This window comes from Paraburkholderia sp. RL17-373-BIF-A, from assembly GCF_046030175.1.
Classification (GTDB): Bacteria; Pseudomonadota; Gammaproteobacteria; order Burkholderiales; family Burkholderiaceae; genus Paraburkholderia.
Window position 1 is genome coordinate 123,083 of sequence record NZ_JARESO010000018.1, and the last position, 18,863, is coordinate 141,945.

The following is an 18,863-nucleotide window of genomic DNA, read 5'->3' on the forward strand; positions in this document are numbered from 1 at the left end:
CAACCTCGCTGCGCGCTTACGCAGCGCTGCGTTTGCGGAAGACCAGATCCCACACGCCGTGTCCGAGCCGCAGCCCACGGCGTTCGAACTTCGTCACCGGACGGTACTCCGGACGCGGCGCATAGCCGTCGGCGGTGTTTTCCAGCGCCGGTTCGGCGCCCAGCACTTCGAGCATCTGTTCGGCGTAGTTCTGCCAGTCGGTCGCGCAATGCAGGTAGGCGCCGGGTTTCAGGCGCGATACCAGCAGCGCGACAAACTTCGGCTGGATCAGCCGGCGCTTGTGGTGGCGCGCCTTGTGCCACGGATCCGGAAAGAAGATATGCACGCCGTCGAGGCTGTCCGGCGCGATCATCTGTTCGAGCACTTCGACCGCGTCGTGCTGAATGATGCGGATGTTCGCCACGTTCTGTTCGCCCATCAGTTTCAGCAGTGCGCCGACGCCCGGCTCATGCACCTCGACGCCGAGGAAATCGTCGCCGGGACGGTGCGAGGCGATTTCAGCGGTTGTCGCTCCCATGCCGAAGCCGATTTCCAGTACGCGTGGCGCCTCGCGGCCGAATACGCTGTTCCAGTCGGGCTGCTGCGGAGCGAAGGGCACCACGAAGCGCGGGCCGAGTTCGTCCATGGCGCGCCGCTGGCCCGTCGAGACGCGGCCGGCGCGCGTGACAAAGCTGCGGATGCGGCGCCGATGCAGAGCTTCTTCTTGCGGCGCGTCTTCGCCGGTGGGCTGGTGTTCGGTTTCGCTGGAGGGCGTCGGGAGTTCGTCCGGCAGGCCGGCGTCGTTTGGATCGTGGATCATCTTCGATGCTGCTACAAGGGTGAGGGCTTTCGCGGCAAGCCTCGCGTGCTGCACGGTGCCTGTCGATGCTCACGCGTTATGGGGCGCGAGCGCCGATCGGCACGGCTGGTGAGCACAAGGTTTACGGCTCGCTGCGCCGGGCTGCCGCTATGACAAAAAAGCCGCCTTCATGGAGGCGGCTCGTGCTGGATTCTGCTGAAGGCATCAGCAGGAAAGTGGAGCGGGCGTTGCAAGTGCGCGTAAGGTAGCACAACCGAAAAGGGCGCGTCCAGACGGACCGGGGACGACGGGGAGTATGAATGCGGGTGGGGATATTACATTTTAAGTAACGCGGATGGCTGTGCAATTGATTTAATCGTTTTGTAAGGTATTTGCTTGGGCCGATTATCTGGATGAGAAACTAGCATCAGCAAGCGTTCGCATTTTCGCCGCCGGTCTTCCCGCGGTTTACAGTTACCGGTGGCATGCACTTCGTTGTCCGATGCCAATCGAGGCGGTGTCGCTTACTCGACGTTTTTCTCGGCCGGTTTGCGCAAATGAATCGATTGTCGAATTTGTCGTTCGAGAAAAAATTCCCAGGAAGCGACGGAGGAAGAGAGCGGTAGAGGCAGACCTTTTCGCGAAGCAGCCCGCTTATTCACGGGCTGACTGAAAAGTATCTGGAGCGGGCGATGGGAATCGAACCCACGGCTCTAGCTTGGGAAGCTAGGGTATTACCATTATACGACGCCCGCAGAGCACGCCATTCTACGCGGGTTTCACGCGATTTGGCAAACGTGGACGTCAGCGGCCTGTCTGAATGGGCGCTCGCTGCGGGAGCGTTGGCGCGGCGCGCGCGGTGTTCAGCGCCACGGCACAACGATTCACCTCACTAAGCCAGCCACGTATTCAGCGCTTCCTTGCGTGTTGTCGCGCATTCGGTCGGCTATGTCTCTCGCGAGCTTTACCTGCGACGGGGATCCTGAAGTGACTTCTGCTGTCATCAGGCGCCGCGGCCGGGTAGATCGAGGCCGGATCCACCCGCTACCACGCACAACGGAACGCGGCGAGTAACGCTTCGGCTGTCAATCAGATCGCGGAAATTGAATGCAGATGGAAGCCTATCTAAATACAAGACCAATCAAATAGATACGCGCAACCCGCTTCGATTTTAATTCGTTATGCATGATATTTCATCGGCATCAACGGATGCGGCTATCGAAAACTTCAACAAATATTAAAGCTTGTCGAAATCCCGCCGTTTACTCCTCTAGCGTCCTTTCCAATTATTACAGGAGTTCATGCGATTTGATTCTGTCAAGTGGATTTTTGGAATGATTCAACGAATTGGCGCTGACGGCAAACATCGAGATCAAAACTACTAACGGCGTAATACAGCCAATCTGAGTGGCTGCGCAGTCGCCCAAAAACAAAAATGGATATGAAAATTAAGGCTAAATTGACGTTATCCCTGCTCGCTTCGCTCGCTCTGGCAGCGTGCGGCGGCGGTGGCGGCGGGGGCAATTCGGCGGCGACGCCGTCGGCCGGCAGCGCTTCGGCGCCGGCGGTGGCAAGTGCTCCCGGTCCCGCAAGCGCGCCGGATCCAGCTTCTTCGCCCGCCCTCAGTGGCGAGCCACTGCCGAGTCTGTCCAGTCCGCAGAGCGGTTCGGCTGCGGCCTCGGGCAACGGCGTAGAAGGAGTCTGGACCACGCAGTTCGGCGTCGACAAGACCACGGCGCTCGTCGATGCGCAGGGCAACATCTCTTACCTGAATACTGTAAGCGGCATCGGCTTGTCGGAATTCTTCGGCGTCATCGCGGCCACCGCGCCGAACTGGACGCTCACCTCAGGTGCGGCATTCATCGGCAACGTCTATTTTCCGACGACCTCCGGCTCGGGCTCGTTCGTCAATAACCAGACGTTCACGGGCAGCTATGTCGAGAATGGCACCACGGTGAATCTGTCCTGGAACTACGACGCGGCGAATGCGCTAGCTGTCACGCAGTCGAGCGTCGCGGGCACGTGGGCGGAAACCGGCTCGTCGCTGACGATTGCAAGCGACGGCACGTTAAGCGGGACATTGAGCAACTGCCCGGTCTCCGGCACGTTGCTGCTCGCCACGCCGTCATCCAGCAAGAATCTCTACACGTTGAGCGTGACCGGCACGACCGCATCCTGCACGTTGAAATCGGGCGCGACGTATTCGGGCAATGCGGCGATTACGTTCCTGCCGATCACGGGCAGCAACCTGTACGTGCGCACGATTTTCTTCATGATCAAGACAGCGACCAACACCACGGTCGCCTACGGTCAGCTAACGAAGCAATAAGCGGAAGCAATTAGCGGAAGCAATAAGCGACGCACGAAACAAAGCCGCCGCCTTTTTGATGGGCGGCGGCTTCTGAATGCTCGCTACATGTGCCTTCAGATCACAAAGTAAGTCAGTTGAACGGCCGCGCGGGTGACCACCATCAGCAGCACCTGCACGATCACGAACAGCAGGATCGGCGAGAGGTCGATGCCGCCGAGTTGCGGCACCACGCGGCGCAGCGGATTCAGAAACGGCGCCGTGAGCTGGTACAGGATCGGCATGGCCGGCGAACGTGGATTGAGCCACGACAGCAGCGCCATCAGGATCGTCAGCCAGATGATCAGATTCAGCGCCCACTTGATCAGCGTCAGCACCGCGACGATCAGCAGCGTCGGCAACAGCGTGAGCGGATCGGCGCCGGTCAGCACCACCATCAGCACCACATACACCATCGCCGCGAGCAACGCCGCGACGAGGCTCGCCCAATCGATCTTGCGCGTGCTCGGCAAGATATGCCGCAGCGGCAGCACGATCCAGTTGGTGACTTGCAGCACCGCGTTCGTGACGGGGTTGTAGGGCGGCATGCGCACGACCTGCAGCCATGCGCGCAGCAACAGCGCCGCGCCGAACAGCGTGAAGACGGTATTGAGCAGAAAACGGGCGATATCGCCAAACATCTCGTGTCCTTATCCTTCGGATGACGGCCGCCGACCGGCCGCAGGGTGCCGGCGCTCTCCGAACGGCGCGCCGGCGGTTTCATTTGGATTTCCCGCGCCTTTGCCGCACTGGGGCGCGTTACGCGTCGTTTGAAGCGGCCGCGTAGTTTTGCGATGCCAAGGTTCGCGGGTCACGATCAACGGCTCACTGTATTAAAGGCCGCGATTCGTCCCGCTTCCGCGGGGCATCACACGGAAATCTTGATCTCGCTGATCAGAATCGTGCCGTTGCCACCGTCCGTGTAGTTGGGGATGTCGGCCATCAATTTCTCGGAGGCCGGCTTGAAGACTTTGTAGAAGTCGTCCGCGCTGTCGAACAGGAAGTGGCCCGCGGCGACGTACGGCGGCGGCGTTCCAGGCGGGCCGGCATTGATGCCGACGTCGACCGACCAGCTCTTCAGCGACGGCCCGAACAGCTTCGCCGCGAGCGGCATATGCGCGACGCAGTAATAGTCCACGTCGAAGTGGCCGTTTTCCCGGTACGGATAGAGGATGCTGACCTTGATCATTGTGCGTTCTCGTCTGTTGGTCCCGATGCGCGGCGCTGGCGGATTGCGCGCGGCGCCGGACGTCACATTATCACGGCTTACTTGACGCTTGCACCTGCTGCGGCCTGATTCAGCGACCGCTCGAGGGATTCTTCCACGACCTCGGAGATGGCGTCGATCGCGGCTGGCGGCGTGGCGCGGCGTTCGGCCAGCCCGACCGCGCGCCGCGACATCAGCCCGTACAGCGCGGCGTGGTCGCCGCCGAGGCCTTCCAGCAACGCCAGCTGCTTCTGCACGACGCCCGTGTCGCCGCGCGATACGGGGCCCGCGAGCGCGTTGGGCAAACCCTTGTCGCGAGCGGTTTCGATGGTGCCCGAGAGCATCGGCAGCAGCGCGCGCAGCGCGTCGTCTTCGGCAAAACCCAGCGTGCGCCACAGCGCGACGCATTCCGCGAGGCTGCACAGCGCGAAGCTGGCGGCGTAGTGCGCGGCGGCGTGATAGAGCATGCGGCCGCCCGCCGGAATCGACAGCGGATGGCAGCGCAGCGCGACGGCGAGCGCCGTCAGGGTGTCTTTTAGTGCGCCGTCGGCCTCGATCGTCACCGAGCAGCCGGCGATGCGCTCGAGATCGGCGAGTTCGCCGCTAAAGAGGTACAGTGGATGAAAACCGCCGATCGAGGCGCCCTGGTCACGTGCCGGGGCGAGCAATTCGACCGGCGACGCGCCGCTGCAATGCACGAGCGCCTTGCCGTGCGCGCCGGCCGCGCCGTCCGGCCCGTACCGGAGTGTGTGCGCTGACGTACCGATGCTGTCATCGGGAACAGCTAAAAAGACGATATCGGCGGCGTCGACCACCTGTTGTGGGTTCTCGAATGCCGCGCAATGCTCGATTTGACTGGCAAGCCGGCCGGCGGAGGCCGCCGAGCGGCTTGCCACCGCCGTGACCGGATAGCCGGCGCGTGAAAAGCTCAGCGCGAGACAACGCGCGAGCCGGCCCGCACCGATAAAGCCGAGGCGCGGCAGAGAGGACTGGGACATGGTTGCCTGCTCCACACGGAACATTGGGAAAGCAGAAGTATCGCGCATCCGCCACGCCCGCGGCGCGGCTTGGCGCCGGCTTTTCCTTGACAAGTGCGCGCGCGATATGGAGCGCCCGGCCGGTCATCCGGCGGCGCGCCCCCCGCGGGTTTGAAAACTGCTCACAATTCTTCAGAGCCGGTTTGGCAGTTGCTGTCCTGGGTATTTCGTCTCGCAGTCAGATTCGGGAGGTTCACGATGAATATTTTTTCTTACCGAAAGCACTTGCGGTTCCTGACGCATGCACAGCGTCGTCGCTGGTGGGACCAGAAAAAGCGCCTGACGCCGCGCGTGCGGATCAGCGGCGCCTATGTCCCGCCGAGCGTGTCCCGCGAGTTCGCGTATGTGAAGGTCGGCTGACGTAGCAGCCTTCGCTGGTAAGAAATGCCCGGTCAGTCGGCCGGGCATTTTTCATTTTGGGGCTCAATTGATGCCGTCAGGATTGAAGCTAATTTGTAATCAAAGATTACCGTGAAGCGAATGCCTCAAGCCGTAATGCGGGCATTGCGACTGATTGCGGTGCGGTCGGACACCTGCAATCCTTGAGTTTTCAGCGTATTGCGAAGCTCATTGGTCACTTACGGCGTGCGCAGGAATTACGGGCTTCTGCCGCCAATTGCAATTTGCAACAAATGCGAACAGATAGGCGTGGTCTTTTTCGATACATTGATTTCATAGCATGCAGGGCATGCGAAGTCGGCGACCTTGGTGGGCCGCGCTAGGAGAATAAAAGTGAAAAAGATCGTTCCGTTTGTCGTTGCCGGAGCACTCGGCTTGGGACTTGCCGGTGCCGCTCAGGCGCACGTTTCTGTCGGTATCGGTATCGGGGTTCCGATTGCGCCGGCTTACCCGGTTTATGCCGCGCCGCCGCCGGTTTACTACGCGCCGCAGCCGGTTTATGCGCCGCCGGTCGTATATGCGCCGCCGCCAGTCGGTTACTACGGTGGCTACGGACGCCCTTACTACCACCACCACGGCTATTACCGCGGTTATTACGGCCACGGCTACTATCGCCGCTAATGGCGGCACGCAACGCTATTCTTTAACGGCGTAACGCCGGCTTGATCGCCGGGTTACGCCGTTTGTTTTTTTGTGGCCGCTTTTCATGCAGCCAATGCTGCGCTTATCGTCGGAGTGACGATTTGAATTGGCGTTTGCCGGTTAGGGCGGAGAGTCGCCACCGAAGCTCACTTCGAGCTTGACGTTCCAAACCTGGGTCGAAGCTGGGAGAATGGCGGTTTCGCCACCGCTTTGGAGAGTTTCGCCGATGCAAGCGCTTCCCGCTCCCACTTTCGACGACGTACTCGACGCCGCTGCGCGTCTCGAAGGCGTCGCCCACCGCACCCCCGTTCTAACCTCGAGCACTTTCAATGAGCGCACGGGGGCGGCGGTGTTCTTCAAGTGCGAAAATTTTCAGCGCATGGGCGCCTTCAAATTTCGCGGCGCTTATAACGCGATCTCGCATTTCGACGCGGAGCAGCGCAAAGCCGGCGTGCTGACGTATTCGTCCGGTAACCATGCTCAGGCGATCGCCTTGTCTGCACGCCTGGCCGGCATCCACGCGACGATCGTCATGCCGCAGGACGCACCCGCGGCCAAAGTCGCGGCCACCAAGGGCTACGGCGGTGAAGTGATCACCTACGACCGCTACACGGAGAACCGTGAAGAGATCGGCCGGCGGCTTGCCGAAGAGCGCGGCATGACGCTGATTCCACCGTATGACCATCCGCATGTGATCGCCGGGCAGGGCACGGCGGTGAAAGAGTTGATCGAGGAAACCGGTCCGCTCGACATGCTGTTCGTGTGCCTCGGCGGCGGCGGGCTGATCAGCGGCAGCGCGTTGTCCGCGGCGGCATTGAGCCCGGCGTGCACGGTGATCGGCATCGAACCGGAAGCGGGCAACGACGGCCAGCAGTCGCTGGCGCGCGGCGAGATCGTGCATATCGACACACCGCGCACGATCGCCGATGGCGCCGCCTCCACGCATCTCGGCGACTACACGTTCGCGATCATCCGGAAACTGGTCGCGCAGATCGAAACGGTCAGCGACGCGCAGTTGATCGAGACGATGCGCTTTTTCGCGCAGCGCATGAAGATCGTGGTCGAGCCGACGGGCTGCCTCGCCGCGGCTGCGGTGCTCAACGGCATCTTGCCGGTGAAGGGCAAGCGTGTCGGGGTGGTGGTGAGCGGCGGCAACGTCGATCTGGAAAAGCTCGCGCAATACCTAGCCTGATACATTGCGCCGGCTGGCGTTGTTGCGCTTACCGTAGCTGATGCCTGACGCGTGATCGAAAACGGCTCGCCAACGCGAGCCGTTTTTATGTCAACTTGCCACGTGCGCGGTTTGCACGATCAGATCGCGATATCCGTTGACGATCACGCTGTACGAGAAGTACGCAAACAGCAGCGCGGACAACACGTGACAAGCGCGCAGCAAACCGGTGCCGGCGCGTTTGCGTCCGTGGCTGCCGAGTCCGCAGATAAAGATCGTCCAGCACAGGCCGCCGAGAAAAAATCCGCCGAGAAACACCGGCGCGGTCGTGACGCTCGTGGCGCCCGCTTTCGCGATCAACGCGCCGCCGACCGCGGCGAACCACAGAATCGCCGATGGCGACGACACCGCCAGCAAGACGCCGCGCAAGAAACCGCGCCACGCGGACAGATGCGGCGCACTCGCGTCCGCTTCACCGGCCACGGCCGGCGCCGTCGCCGGGAACATCGCTTCACGCGCCATCTTCCAGGTCAGGAAGAGCAGGATCGCCGCGCCACCGAGCCACACCACCCAGCGCACCGACTCGAACTGCAGCAAGGCGGCCATGCCCGCGAGCGCGAGCGCCGCGTAAATCAGATCGCCGATGCACGAACCGAGGCCGAGCCAGAAGCCCGGTTTGAAGCCATGCGAGAGCGCCAGGGAAATCATGGCGACGTTCACGAGACCGATATCCAGACACAGCGACAGCGACAGAAAGAATCCATCCGACATCATTGAAAAGGCATGCATCCGCGCAACGGCTCCGATCGCTTTGTTATTCAGTCTTGTTGTACGGCTTGCCTCAGAGGCCCAACTCGTTCCACAAGGTGTCGATGCGCTGTTTGACCGCGTCGTCCATCACGATGGGACGGCCCCATTCGCGATCGGTTTCGCCGGGCCACTTGTTGGTCGCGTCGAGGCCCATCTTCGATCCCAGTCCGGCCACCGGCGAGGCGAAATCCAGATAGTCGATCGGCGTGCGATCCACCAGCACCGTGTCGCGCGCCGGATCGATGCGCGTGGTGATCGCCCAGATCACTTCCTTCCAGTCGCGGATATTCACGTCCTCGTCGACCACGACGATGAACTTCGTATACATGAACTGGCGCAGGAAGCTCCACACACCGAACATCACGCGTTTGGCGTGGCCGGGGTAGCTCTTCTTCATCTGCACGATGGCCATGCGGTAGCTACAGCCTTCGGGCGGCAGGTAGAAGTCGGTAATCTCGCTGAACTGCTTTTGCAACAGCGGCACGAACACTTCGTTGAGGGCGACGCCGAGTACGGCAGGTTCGTCGGGCGGTTTGCCGGTGTAGGTGGAGTGGTAGATCGCGTCGCGCCGCATGGTGATGCGCTCGACCGTGAAGACAGGGAACCATTCCTGCTCGTTGTAGTAGCCGGTGTGATCGCCGTACGGGCCTTCCAGCGCATGTTCGTAGGCCGCCGACGCGCCCTTGACCGGACGTGGCGGAGCGCCTGCGGGAGCGGGCGAGGGCGTACCCTCCTGCGGGTAGATGAAACCTTCGAGCACGATCTCGGCGCGCGCGGGCACCTGCAAGCCGTCGACGCCCGGCGTGATGCACTTCGCCAGTTCGGTGCGGCCGCCGCGCAGCAGGCCGGCGAACTGGTATTCGGACAGCGTGTCGGGCACCGGCGTGACCGCGCCGAGGATCGTCGCGGGATCGGCGCCCAGCACGACGGCCACCGGATAAGGCTTGCCCGGGTTCTGCAGCGCGAACTCGCGAAAATCGAGCGCGCCACCGCGATGCGCGAGCCATCGCATGATCAGTTTGTTACGTCCGATCAATTGCTGGCGATATATCCCTAAGTTTTGTCGGCTTTTGTTCGGGCCTTTTGTGACGGTCAGGCCCCATGTGATCAGCGGGCCGGCATCGCCGGGCCAGCAGGTCTGAATCGGCAGCCTGGCGAGGTCCACGTCGTTGCCTTCCCAGACGATTTCCTGGCAGGGCGGCGCGCTTACCGTCTTGGGCGCCATGTCCCATACCGCCTTCGCCAGCGAGAACAGTTTGCCGGCGTCCTTGAGCCCCTTCGGCGGCTCCGGTTCCTTCAACGCGGAGAGCAGCCGGCCCACATCGCGCAGCGATTCGAGCGCGGCCCCGTCGCCTTCGCCGGCTTGCGCGTCGACACCCATGCCGAGCGCGACCCGCCGAGGCGTGCCGAACAGGTTGCCGAGCACCGGGAACGCATGCTCTGCCTTGCTCTCGAACAGCAAAGCGGGACCGCCGGCGCGCAACACGCGGTCGCACAACTCAGTCATTTCCAGGACCGGCGAGACGTTTTGTGAGATGCGGCGCAGTTCACCGATCGTCTCAAGACGGCCGACGAAATCGCGCAGGTCTTTGTATTTCATCTGGTGCTGTTCAGTGCCGTGCAAGCGGCGAAAAAGGGAGGCGCAGCAGGGTTTAACGGCGCCAGAACGATTGTCGATTTTACCTGTGTTGGTAAGCGCACGTAGATCGGCAAAACGGCCTAAGTGAGACGGATGAGTCGAAATAGCTCAAAAGGCGCGTGCCGCGCGGTTTTGGACGGTCTGAACACTGTTCATTATTACAATTAGTTATACATTTGCCTGTCTATAGTGTTGACGATCTATAAAACCCTGCATAGAATCCGTCCACATTGGTTGCAGGGCGTGAACGTTTTTACCACTGCCCCCGGTCCCATCAGACGCAACGCGTCACCGCTTACCGACCCCTGCACGGTATCTAACGGCCTTATTGATGTCCTGCCAGCGCCAACTGACGCTGGTTTTTCGCGTGGGAGCCACCGCCCGCATGCTTTTTTGACATGCCGCGGTCCTCTTTCAGGATGGCTCCCCACAAACGGTATGTGCCGTTTTCCCGACGTCGCTGCTGCCCTAACCAGACAGAGCACGCGATGTCTTGATTCTGCGAACGCGCCTCACCGCTTCTTCATCCGGCGGGGTTCGCGGATCATGCAACATGGGAGATCTGAATGAACGCCTGGTTATCGTGGCGTCCCGATGAGCGTATCGCGCAAGTTGTGCGTGGTGTGCTGCGTCGCGGGACGCGAATGAGTCATCACCTGTTCAGCATCGTTGGCGGGATCGCCGTTGTGCTGACAGTCGCACTGTGGCTGATGCCGGCCCTGCGCGGCACGCTAGCCGCCAAGTTGATGCCGGTCATTTCCGCCGCTGTGCAAGCCGGTCCCGCCCGTCTGCTGCAGGGCAACCCGCTGCCGGCTTTCGGGCCGCCCGCCCGCGCGTCCTCTGACGACTCGCTGTCCGCGAACACGAACGTCCCCGATGCCTTGAGCGGCACGAACAGCGGTAGCAACGGCAACACCGACGTCACCGCAGGCAACACCAGCTTTGACGGCGCATTCGACACCACCGGCTCGACCGGCGTGAGCGGTATGGGTGTCGCGGCGCTGAACGGTCTCGACCCGCGCACCATGCAAAGCGTGACCGCGCTGGCACGGCTGATTCCGTCGCAGCGCGTATCCGCCGACGCGCGCGACGACCGTGTGCTGATCTCGACCCGCGAGCAGGATCTGGTTGCATCCTATCTGGCACGGCGCTATCGCGTCGCGCAGGAGCCCGTCAGCGAGCTCGTGAAGGCCGCGTTCGACACCGGCCGCGAAGTCGGTCTCGATCCGCTGCTGCTGCTGTCCGTGATGGCGATCGAATCGGGCTTCAACCCGTACGCCGAGAGCGGCGTGGGCGCGCAAGGCCTGATGCAGGTGATGTCCAAGGTGCACTCGGACAAATTCCAGTATTTCGGCGGCCAGAGCGCGGCGCTCGAACCGGTCGCGAACATCAAGGTGGGCGCGCTGGTGCTGAAGGATTGCATCGCACGCGGCGGCTCGCTGCCGGGCGGCTTGCGCCTGTACGTCGGCTCGACCTCGCAGGACGATGGCGGCTACGGCGCCAAGGTGATGGCCGAGCGCGGCCGTCTGCGCGACGTAGCGCGTGGCCGCAAGGTGCCGATCAACGCGCCGCAGGCGCCGGTTCTGACTGCGTCGACCAATACGACTGCGGCTGCACCTGCCGGCAACGGCAAGCGCGTGCAGGTGACGCTTGAAGGCAGTCATCAGTTGAGCGCGGCGACATCGGTAAAGACGCCGGTTTCCTCCGAGCAGGACGACGCGAGCGCCAACGCGACCAAGCACGTGGCATCGGCTTCGGAGTTGGGCGCTTGAGGTAGGTAGCGCAAAGTTGACGGCTCGATGTTGAAGCAAGCGGCAACAAAAAAAGGACACCCATCAGGAGTGTCCTTTTTTTCGTCTGACGATTGAGAGCGCGCCGCTTCGCTCAACCCTTGCCGAAGAACTTCGCTAGCCGCTCGACCGCTTCTTCCAGCTTCGGATAGGCGGTGGCGTACGACAGCCGGATGTACTCCTTCGGCGCGTGCGTACCGAAATCCATGCCCGGCACCAGCACCACGCCGGCATCGTGCAGCATGGCCTTGGTGAGCGCCGCGCTGTCGCCGGCCGCGGGATGCGCGACCGTGCGGCAATCGGCGTACACATAGAACGCGCCGTCGGGCATGACCGGCACCGAGAAACCAAGCGATTCCAGCGCCGGCGCGATGAAGTCGCGGCGACGCTTGAATTCCAGGCGCCGCGCCTCATAGATTGCGATCGTTTCCGGCTCGAAGCAGGCAAGTGCCGCGTGTTGGGCGAGCGCGGAGGCGCAGATGAACAGGTTTTGCGCGAGCTTTTCGAACGCGCTGACCATGCCGGGCGGCACCACCAGCCAGCCCAGACGCCAGCCCGTCATGTTGAAGTACTTCGAGAAGCTGTTGACGGTGATCACGTCGTCGCCGAACGAGAGCGCCGACACGGGCTTTGCGTCGTAGCTCAGGCCCTGGTAGATCTCGTCGACGATCGTAAAGCCGCCACGCGCCCGCACGGCCTTGACGATGTGCTCCAGTTCAGCCGGTTCGATCGACGTGCCGGTCGGATTCGACGGCGACGCCAGCAGCACGCCACGGGTGCGCTCGTTCCAGAGGCGCTCGACGTCGGCGGCGGTGAGTTGGAAACGTTCGGCCGGGCCACTGGGCACCATTACCGGCTTGCCTTCGGCTGCGATCACGAAATGGCGGTTGCACGGGTAGCACGGGTCGGGCATCAGCACTTCGTCGTCGCGATCGACCAGCGCCGCGCACGCCAGCAGCAATGCGGCCGATGCGCCGGCGGTGACGACGATCCGCGCCGGATCCACGTCGACGCCGTAGAAGTCGGCGTAATGCGCCGAGATCGCTTCGCGCAACGCATGCAGTCCGAGCGCGCTGGTGTATTGCGTGACGCCACGGCGCAGCGCGCTCGCGGCCGCCTCGATGACTGGCTCGGGCGCGGTGAAATCGGGTTCGCCGATTCCCATGTGAATGATGTCGCGCCCCTCGCGCTCGAGAAGCGCGGCCTCCTTGGCCAGCTCCATCACATAGAAAGGCTGGATGGCGTCCACGCGTGCAGCAAGCCGCACCAAGGGTTCGGTCACGGAGTTCATACGATCAAATCCAGTTCAAAAGCAAAAGCGGGACGACGTTTGGCGCGTTTGTTCACGCGCGAAGCGGCGTCCGTGCAAACGGTCCGGTTGCGCCGCCGCGTTTAGCGAGGCAATGACGACGATCATGCATGCCGCTCATGCGCCTGGCGCTCAACGCTTGCGAGCCGCCTGCGTTTCATCCACGCGCAGTTGTGCCGACAGCTTGTCCAGCACGCCGTTCACGTACTTGTAGCCGTCCGCGCCGCCGAACGTCTTGGCGAGTTCGACCGCTTCGTTGATGACCACGCGATACGGAATATCGACGTGATTCTTCAGTTCGAACGCGGCCACCAGCAACACGGCGCGTTCGACCGGCGAGAGTTGCTCGATCGGACGGTCCAGACACGGAGCGATTGCCGCGGACAGTGCTTCCGAATCGCGGATCACGCCGTGCAGAATGGCGTTCAGATGTTCGTGGTCGGCCTTGTCGAAGCCTTGCGCGCCGCGCAGTTGCGCGTCGATTTCACCGCCGGGCGAGCCCGACAGCAGCCACTGGTAAAGCCCCTGCGTGGCCAGTTCGCGGGAGCGTCGGCGTGCGCTCTTCATGCCTCTTCCTCTTCTTCGTCTTCTTCCTCGTCATCGCCGCCGAGTTGTTCGAGCGCGACGGCGAGATTCGCCATTTCGACGGCCACGCGTGCTGCGTCACGACCCTTTTCGGTCATGCGCGCGACGGCCTGTTCGTCGTTTTCGGTGGTCAGCACCGCGTTCGCGACCGGGATGCCGAAGTCGAGGCCGATACGCGTGATGCCCGCGCCGCTTTCGTTCGAGACCAGTTCGAAGTGGTACGTTTCGCCGCGAATCACCGCGCCGAGCGCGATCAGTGCGTCGAATTGCGCGCTTTCGGCGAGCTTTTGCAGCGCCAGCGGGATTTCCAGCGCGCCCGGCACGGTGACGAGCAGCACGTCTTCGCCGGTCACGCCGAGGCGTTCGAGTTCTTCGATGCAGGAGTCCGCGAGGCCATTGCAAACGGGTTCGTTAAAGCGCGCCTGGACGATGCCGATACGCAGTCCGTCGCCGTCGAGATTCGGTTGGTATTGTCCGATTTCCATGTGAATTCCGTAGTGTTTTGAGTGGGCGCTAAGCGCGTGAATGGTCGGATCAGCCTTGTTGCGGAGATTGTGGCTTGCTGCCCGGCATCGGCACGAAGCCCGTGACTTCGAGACCGTAGCCCGACATGCTGCCCAGCTTGCGCGGGTTCGACAGCACCTGCATCTTGCCGACACCGAGCTCACGCAAAATCTGCGCGCCGATGCCGTACGTCTTGAAGTCGACCGGCCGGCGTTTGAGCGCGTCGGCTCTTTCCTTCGAGTCGAACGCCTTGAAAACGTCGATCAGATGGTCCTTCGAGTCGCCGCAGTTCAGCAGCACGATCACGCCGCAGTCGCGTGCGGCGATCTCTTTCATGGCCGCGTCCAGCGTCCACGAGTGAGTGGATTCGCCAACTTCCAGCAGATCCAGCACCGACAGCGGTTCATGCACGCGCACCAGCGTGTCCTGATCCGTGCATGGCGTGCCGCGCACCAACGCGATATGCGGCTGGCCGCTCGGTTGGTCCAGATACATGACCGCGCGGAAAGCGCCGTGCGCGGTCTGCATGGTGCGTTCGCAAATCCGCTCGACGATCGACTCCGTGCGGCTGCGATAGTGGATCAGATCCGCAATCGTGCCGATTTTCAGATCGTGTTCTTTGGCGAATTCCATCAGGTCCGGCAGGCGCGCCATCGTGCCGTCGTCCTTGATGACTTCGCAGATCACCGCGGCCGGCGTGAGGCCCGCCAGCGCGGTGAAGTCGCAGCCCGCCTCGGTGTGGCCGGCGCGCACCAGCACGCCGCCGGGCTGGGCCATGATCGGAAACACGTGGCCCGGTTGCACGATGTGCTCGGCCTTGGTGTCCGGCGCCACCGCGGTGGCGATCGTGCGGGCGCGGTCCGCCGCCGAAATGCCGGTCGTGACGCCTTCGGCAGCTTCGATACTGACCGTGAACGCTGTGCCGTACTGCGTGCCGTTGCGGTAGGTCATGAGCGGCAGGTTCAGCAGCTTGCAGCGTTCCTGCGTAAGCGTCAGGCAGATCAGGCCACGGCCGTAACGGGCCATGAAATTGATCGCTTCCGGCGTGACGAATTCGGCCGCGATCACGAGGTCGCCCTCGTTTTCGCGGTCTTCTTCGTCGACGAGGATCACCATCCGGCCTGCTTTCAGTTCGGCAATGATCTCTAGAGTGGAGGCGAGCGTCATGTTGGCGAGAGTTTCGAAGAAAGCGCGTATTTTACGCCACGCGCGAGCCCAAGTCGCCTCCGCCGAACGGCATAGGCCGTTTGGCCGACTGGCGATGAGCCGTCCGCCGTTGCTATGCTCGTCGAAACGATGGACGCATGAACCGGCTGAAAGCGGCGGGGCGCCGCCGCCGGGCCATGCGTGGCAGGGCTTGCGGCCGTTTATTTCGGCGCGTTCAGCATGCGCTCGACGTAGCGCGCGATCAGATCGATCTCCAGATTCACCTGTGTGCCTTCACTCAGACGCTTGAGCGCCGTCACTTCGACGGTGTGCGGAATCAGGTTGATCGAGAATTCGCAGCCATCGTCGCGATCTTTAACCGAGTTGACGGTCAAGCTCACGCCGTTGACAGTGATAGAGCCTTTGTACGCCAGGTAGCGGCCGATCTCGCGCGGCGCCAGCACGCGCAGTTCGTGCGATTCGCCGACCGGCGCGAAGTGCGTGACCGTGCCGAGGCCGTCCACATGGCCGGAGACGATATGGCCGCCGAGCCGGTCGTGCGCGCGCAGCGCTTTCTCGAGATTGACTTCGCCGGTCTCGCCGAGCCCCGCCGTGCAGTTCAGGCTTTCGCGCGAGACGTCGACTTCGAACGAGTGGGCGGTCTTCGCGACCACGGTCATGCAGGCGCCCTGGATCGTGATGCTGTCGCCGAGCTGCACGTCGCCGAGATCGAGGCCACCGGCTTCGACGTTCAGGCGTACGCCCGCGTCGCCGTCGGTGCCGAGCGGCTTGACTGATTCAATGCGGCCCACGGCCGCGACGATTCCTGTGAACATCGTACTAATCCTTGATCATTTCGAAACGGGTTGGGACGCGGGATCGCCGCCGGGTCCGGGCGTGGCCTCGGGCGCGTGTTGGGGCACAAAGCGCGCGAGAATCCGCAGATCCTCCCCGATCCGGTCGATCGCGTGGAAGTTCAGTTTGACGCGGCCTTCGAGCGTTTCGGGCGCGGCCAGATTGAAGATGCTCATCGAATCCATGCCGAGGAGGCTCGGCGCGAGATACACGAGCAGTTCGTCGACACAGCCTTCGCGCAGCAGCGAGCCGTTCAGCTTGTAGCCCGCCTCGACATGCAGTTCGTTGACGTTGCGCTCGCCGAGCACTTTCAGCACCCCAGGCAGATCGACCTTGCCGGCCGGGTTGGCCAGCTGGACGATCTCGGCGCCGCGATCGCGCAGTGCGTTGGCGCGATCGGTATGGCGCTGATCCAGATTGCCGCAGAAGATCAGCGTAGGTGCGCCGGCCAGAATCTGCGCCTCGGGCGGCACGTCGAGCTGGCTGTCGATCAGTACGCGTTGCGGCTGGCGCGGCGTGTCGACCGCGCGCACCGTCATGCGCGGATCGTCTTCCCTGACCGTGCCGATGCCGGTAAGGATCGCCGACGCGCGAGCGCGCCAGGCGTGGCCGTCCGCGCGTGCCGCTTCACCGGTGATCCACTGGCTATCGCCCGAAGGCAAACCAGTGCGGCCATCCAGCGAGGCCGCCACTTTCATGCGTACCCACGGGCGGCCGCGCGTCATGCGCGAGACGAAGCCGATATTGAGTTCGTGCGCTTCGAGGGCGAGCAGTCCGCAGCGCACTTCGATGCCGGCGTCGCGCAGCATGGCGAGACCGCGTCCGGATACCTGCGGATTGGGGTCTTCCATCGCCGCGACCACGCGCCCGACCTGCGCTTCGATGAGCGCGTTCGCACACGGCGGCGTGCGCCCGAAGTGGCTGCACGGCTCCAGCGTCACGTAGGCCGTGGCGCCGCGCAGGTCATGGCCGCGCGAGCGCGCGTCTTTCAACGCGCGGATCTCGGCATGATCCTGACCGGCCGGTTGCGTGAAGCCTTCGCCGATCACCTCGCCGTTCTTGACCAGCACGCAGCCGACCCGAGGATTCGGGTCTGTGGTGTACATGCCGCGCTTGGCCAACGCGAGCGCGCGTTCCATATGGACGAAATCGGTTTGCGAAAACATCGGTGTCCGGTCGGGTACGGTGGCTAGGCTGTAATGGGTTTCGATTTTAGCGATGTTGTCTCGCCGGCTTCAGGCAGCGAGCGAGGCGAACGCGCCGCGCGCAGCGTCGATCGTGGCGTCGACGATTGCGTCGTCGTGAACGATCGACACGAAGCCCGCTTCATACGCCGACGGCGCGAAGTACACGCCGGCATCGAGCATCTTGTGAAAGAACGCATTGAAACGCGGCACGTCGCTCTTCGTGACCTCGGCGAAGCTGGTCGGGATGGAGTCCGTGAAGTAGAGGCCGAACATGCCGCCGAGCGAATCGGCCGCGAACGGCACTTTGGCTTCACGCGCGACCTTCGCGAGACCTTGCACGAGGCGCGTGGTGCGCGCGGCGAGCGTGTCGTAAAAGCCGGGCGCCTGGATCAGTTGCAGCGTTTTCAGGCCGGCCGCAACCGCAATCGGGTTACCCGACAGCGTGCCCGCCTGGTAGACGCCGCCGAGTGGCGCGAGGTGAGCCATGATGTCGCGCCGGCCGCCGAAAGCCGCCGCCGGCATGCCGCCGCCTATCACCTTGCCGAGGCAGGTCAGATCCGGCGTGATGCCGTACACCTCTTGCGCGCCACCCAGGGCAACGCGGAAGCCGCACATCACTTCGTCGAAAATCAGCACCGAGCCGTACTCGGTGCACAGGCGCCGCAACGCTTGCAGGAATTCCGGCGTGGCGCGCACGAGGTTCATGTTGCCAGCCACCGGCTCGACGATCACCGAGGCGATCTCGTTGCCGAACGTCTTGAACGCTTCCTCGAGTTCAGCGACGTTGTTGTACTCGAGCACGGTGGTGTGCTTGGCAATATCCACCGGCACGCCCGCCGAAGTCGGATTGCCGAACGTCAGCAGCCCCGAGCCGGCCTTGACCAGCAGGCTGTCCGCGTGGCCGTGATAGCAGCCCTCGAACTTGACGATGCGGCTGCGGTTCGTGAAGCCGCGCGCGAGACGCAGCGCGCTCATGGTCGCTTCAGTACCGCTCGACACCATGCGGACCTGCTCGATGGAGGGCACCAGCTTGCAGATTTCTTCGGCGATTTCCACTTCCGATTCGGTCGGCGCGCCGAACGAGAAGCCGTTGCTCAGCACGCGCTGCACGGCTTCGAGGACTTCCGGATGGACGTGGCCGAGGATCATCGGACCCCATGAGCCGATGTAGTCGATATAACGCTGACCGTCCGCGTCCCAGAAGTAGGGGCCTTGCGCGCGTTCGATGAAGCGCGGCGTGCCGCCGACCGAGCGGAAGGCGCGCACAGGCGAGTTCACGCCGCCGGGAATGGTACGTTGCGCGCGTTCGAAAAGGGTTTCGTTTTTGGACATGGCGATGGCTGGAATCGGGGTTGCGCAGCGGCGCAGCTTGCCTGTCGGCGAGTCGCGCGGCGCTGGGATAGGTGGGGAAATTGTACCGGAGTCAGCGTGAACAGGTTTTCCGGATGCGCCTGCGC

18 protein-coding genes and 1 tRNA gene are annotated in these 18,863 nt (G+C 63.0%); 5 read left to right on the forward strand and 14 right to left on the reverse strand.

The genetic code is table 11. The features are described from left to right. Nucleotides 1–16: 16 nt before the first annotated feature. Together trmB and P0D80_RS22800 are read right to left on the reverse strand one after the other, a co-directional pair. Nucleotides 17–799, reverse strand: coding sequence for a tRNA (guanosine(46)-N7)-methyltransferase TrmB (gene trmB / locus P0D80_RS22795; RefSeq protein WP_408286849.1), 783 nt, complete (start codon nt 797–799; stop codon nt 17–19). 660 nt (nt 800–1,459) lie between these two features. Continuing rightward, a tRNA-Gly gene (locus tag P0D80_RS22800) sits at nt 1,460–1,533 on the reverse strand. Between the two features lie 680 nt (nt 1,534–2,213). Between P0D80_RS22800 and P0D80_RS22805 the strand changes: the two genes are divergently transcribed. Beyond that, complete coding sequence (locus tag P0D80_RS22805) at nt 2,214–3,107, forward strand: hypothetical protein (RefSeq protein WP_408286850.1); 894 nt, start codon at nt 2,214–2,216, stop codon at nt 3,105–3,107. Between the two features lie 95 nt (nt 3,108–3,202). Here P0D80_RS22805 and P0D80_RS22810 read toward each other — a convergent pair whose 3' ends face one another. The 3 genes from P0D80_RS22810 to P0D80_RS22820 all read right to left on the reverse strand — a co-directional run bounded on the left by P0D80_RS22810 (nt 3,203) and on the right by P0D80_RS22820 (nt 5,330). Next, a complete protein-coding gene (locus P0D80_RS22810; protein ID WP_132373424.1) occupies nt 3,203–3,766 on the reverse strand; it encodes a YggT family protein in 564 nt (187 codons plus the stop codon). A gap of 227 nt (nt 3,767–3,993) precedes the next feature. Then, nucleotides 3,994–4,314, reverse strand: coding sequence for an EthD family reductase (locus P0D80_RS22815; protein ID WP_408182456.1), 321 nt, complete (start codon nt 4,312–4,314; stop codon nt 3,994–3,996). 77 nt (nt 4,315–4,391) lie between these two features. After that, entirely contained in the window at nt 4,392–5,330 is a 939-nt protein-coding gene (locus P0D80_RS22820) for a Rossmann-like and DUF2520 domain-containing protein (protein WP_408182455.1), read from the reverse strand. A gap of 237 nt (nt 5,331–5,567) precedes the next feature. Here P0D80_RS22820 and P0D80_RS22825 point away from each other — a divergent pair, with 237 nt between their 5' ends. The 3 genes from P0D80_RS22825 (at nt 5,568) to P0D80_RS22835 (ending at nt 7,602) form a co-directional block, all read left to right on the forward strand. Then, nucleotides 5,568–5,729: a hypothetical protein gene (locus tag P0D80_RS22825; RefSeq protein ID WP_007180743.1), complete on the forward strand. Its 162-nt coding sequence runs from the start codon at nt 5,568–5,570 to the stop codon at nt 5,727–5,729. A gap of 372 nt (nt 5,730–6,101) precedes the next feature. Beyond that, nucleotides 6,102–6,389, forward strand: a complete 288-nt coding sequence (locus P0D80_RS22830; RefSeq protein WP_132373427.1) for a hypothetical protein — start codon at nt 6,102–6,104, stop codon at nt 6,387–6,389. A gap of 247 nt (nt 6,390–6,636) precedes the next feature. After that, nucleotides 6,637–7,602: a threo-3-hydroxy-L-aspartate ammonia-lyase gene (locus P0D80_RS22835; RefSeq protein WP_408182454.1), complete on the forward strand. Its 966-nt coding sequence runs from the start codon at nt 6,637–6,639 to the stop codon at nt 7,600–7,602. Between the two features lie 90 nt (nt 7,603–7,692). Here P0D80_RS22835 and P0D80_RS22840 read toward each other — a convergent pair whose 3' ends face one another. Continuing rightward, nucleotides 7,693–8,370: a LysE family translocator gene (locus P0D80_RS22840; RefSeq protein WP_408182453.1), complete on the reverse strand. Its 678-nt coding sequence runs from the start codon at nt 8,368–8,370 to the stop codon at nt 7,693–7,695. A gap of 52 nt (nt 8,371–8,422) precedes the next feature. After that, the gene (locus tag P0D80_RS22845) at nt 8,423–9,991 is read right to left on the reverse strand and encodes a UbiD family decarboxylase (protein WP_408182451.1); all 1,569 of its coding nucleotides are present in this window, start codon (nt 9,989–9,991) and stop codon (nt 8,423–8,425) included. Nucleotides 9,992–10,596: 605 nt separating this feature from the next. Between P0D80_RS22845 and P0D80_RS22850 the strand changes: the two genes are divergently transcribed. Further along, complete coding sequence (locus tag P0D80_RS22850; RefSeq protein WP_132373431.1) at nt 10,597–11,802, forward strand: lytic transglycosylase domain-containing protein; 1,206 nt, start codon at nt 10,597–10,599, stop codon at nt 11,800–11,802. A gap of 112 nt (nt 11,803–11,914) precedes the next feature. Here the strand turns inward: P0D80_RS22850 and P0D80_RS22855 are convergent, their stop codons facing one another. The 7 genes from P0D80_RS22855 to hemL all read right to left on the reverse strand — a co-directional run bounded on the left by P0D80_RS22855 (nt 11,915) and on the right by hemL (nt 18,738). Next, the gene (locus P0D80_RS22855) at nt 11,915–13,111 is read right to left on the reverse strand and encodes a pyridoxal phosphate-dependent aminotransferase (protein WP_408286854.1); all 1,197 of its coding nucleotides are present in this window, start codon (nt 13,109–13,111) and stop codon (nt 11,915–11,917) included. A 150-nt stretch (nt 13,112–13,261) separates the two neighbouring features. Then, on the reverse strand, nt 13,262–13,696 hold the full coding sequence (nusB, locus tag P0D80_RS22860) for a transcription antitermination factor NusB (protein ID WP_132373433.1): 435 nt from the start codon (nt 13,694–13,696) through the stop codon (nt 13,262–13,264). Further along, nucleotides 13,693–14,199: a 6,7-dimethyl-8-ribityllumazine synthase gene (gene ribH, locus P0D80_RS22865; protein WP_006050161.1), complete on the reverse strand. Its 507-nt coding sequence runs from the start codon at nt 14,197–14,199 to the stop codon at nt 13,693–13,695. Before ribH ends, nusB begins: the two co-directional genes overlap by 4 nt. 49 nt (nt 14,200–14,248) lie before the next feature. Continuing rightward, nucleotides 14,249–15,385 (reverse strand): bifunctional 3,4-dihydroxy-2-butanone-4-phosphate synthase/GTP cyclohydrolase II, encoded by a 1,137-nt coding sequence (gene ribBA / locus P0D80_RS22870; RefSeq protein WP_408286855.1) that lies wholly within the window; start codon nt 15,383–15,385, stop codon nt 14,249–14,251. Between the two features lie 200 nt (nt 15,386–15,585). Beyond that, nucleotides 15,586–16,200, reverse strand: coding sequence for a riboflavin synthase (locus P0D80_RS22875; RefSeq protein ID WP_408286857.1), 615 nt, complete (start codon nt 16,198–16,200; stop codon nt 15,586–15,588). Nucleotides 16,201–16,215: 15 nt separating this feature from the next. Then, entirely contained in the window at nt 16,216–17,385 is a 1,170-nt protein-coding gene (gene ribD, locus P0D80_RS22880) for a bifunctional diaminohydroxyphosphoribosylaminopyrimidine deaminase/5-amino-6-(5-phosphoribosylamino)uracil reductase RibD (RefSeq protein ID WP_408286858.1), read from the reverse strand. 69 nt (nt 17,386–17,454) lie between these two features. After that, entirely contained in the window at nt 17,455–18,738 is a 1,284-nt protein-coding gene (gene hemL, locus P0D80_RS22885; RefSeq protein WP_408286860.1) for a glutamate-1-semialdehyde 2,1-aminomutase, read from the reverse strand. Nucleotides 18,739–18,863: the final 125 nt, after the last annotated feature.

Excerpts from the sequence above, each read along its gene's own strand:
- P0D80_RS22810 (WP_132373424.1), bottom strand. The coding sequence starts at position 3,766 with ATGTTTGGCGATATCGCCCGTTTTCTGCTCAATACCGTCTTCACGCTG.
- P0D80_RS22875 (WP_408286857.1), bottom strand. The coding sequence starts at position 16,200 with ATGTTCACAGGAATCGTCGCGGCCGTGGGCCGCATTGAATCAGTCAAG.
- P0D80_RS22805 (WP_408286850.1), top strand. The coding sequence starts at position 2,214 with ATGGATATGAAAATTAAGGCTAAATTGACGTTATCCCTGCTCGCTTCG.
- ribH (WP_006050161.1), bottom strand. The coding sequence starts at position 14,199 with ATGGAAATCGGACAATACCAACCGAATCTCGACGGCGACGGACTGCGT.
- P0D80_RS22840 (WP_408182453.1), bottom strand. The coding sequence starts at position 8,370 with ATGCATGCCTTTTCAATGATGTCGGATGGATTCTTTCTGTCGCTGTCG.
- ribD (WP_408286858.1), bottom strand. The coding sequence starts at position 17,385 with ATGTTTTCGCAAACCGATTTCGTCCATATGGAACGCGCGCTCGCGTTG.
- P0D80_RS22820 (WP_408182455.1), bottom strand. The coding sequence starts at position 5,330 with ATGTCCCAGTCCTCTCTGCCGCGCCTCGGCTTTATCGGTGCGGGCCGG.
- trmB (WP_408286849.1), bottom strand. The coding sequence starts at position 799 with ATGATCCACGATCCAAACGACGCCGGCCTGCCGGACGAACTCCCGACG.
- P0D80_RS22855 (WP_408286854.1), bottom strand. The coding sequence starts at position 13,111 with ATGAACTCCGTGACCGAACCCTTGGTGCGGCTTGCTGCACGCGTGGAC.
- P0D80_RS22835 (WP_408182454.1), top strand. The coding sequence starts at position 6,637 with ATGCAAGCGCTTCCCGCTCCCACTTTCGACGACGTACTCGACGCCGCT.
- ribBA (WP_408286855.1), bottom strand. The coding sequence starts at position 15,385 with ATGACGCTCGCCTCCACTCTAGAGATCATTGCCGAACTGAAAGCAGGC.
- nusB (WP_132373433.1), bottom strand. The coding sequence starts at position 13,696 with ATGAAGAGCGCACGCCGACGCTCCCGCGAACTGGCCACGCAGGGGCTT.
- P0D80_RS22825 (WP_007180743.1), top strand. The coding sequence starts at position 5,568 with ATGAATATTTTTTCTTACCGAAAGCACTTGCGGTTCCTGACGCATGCA.
- P0D80_RS22845 (WP_408182451.1), bottom strand. The coding sequence starts at position 9,991 with ATGAAATACAAAGACCTGCGCGATTTCGTCGGCCGTCTTGAGACGATC.
- P0D80_RS22850 (WP_132373431.1), top strand. The coding sequence starts at position 10,597 with ATGAACGCCTGGTTATCGTGGCGTCCCGATGAGCGTATCGCGCAAGTT.
- hemL (WP_408286860.1), bottom strand. The coding sequence starts at position 18,738 with ATGTCCAAAAACGAAACCCTTTTCGAACGCGCGCAACGTACCATTCCC.
- P0D80_RS22815 (WP_408182456.1), bottom strand. The coding sequence starts at position 4,314 with ATGATCAAGGTCAGCATCCTCTATCCGTACCGGGAAAACGGCCACTTC.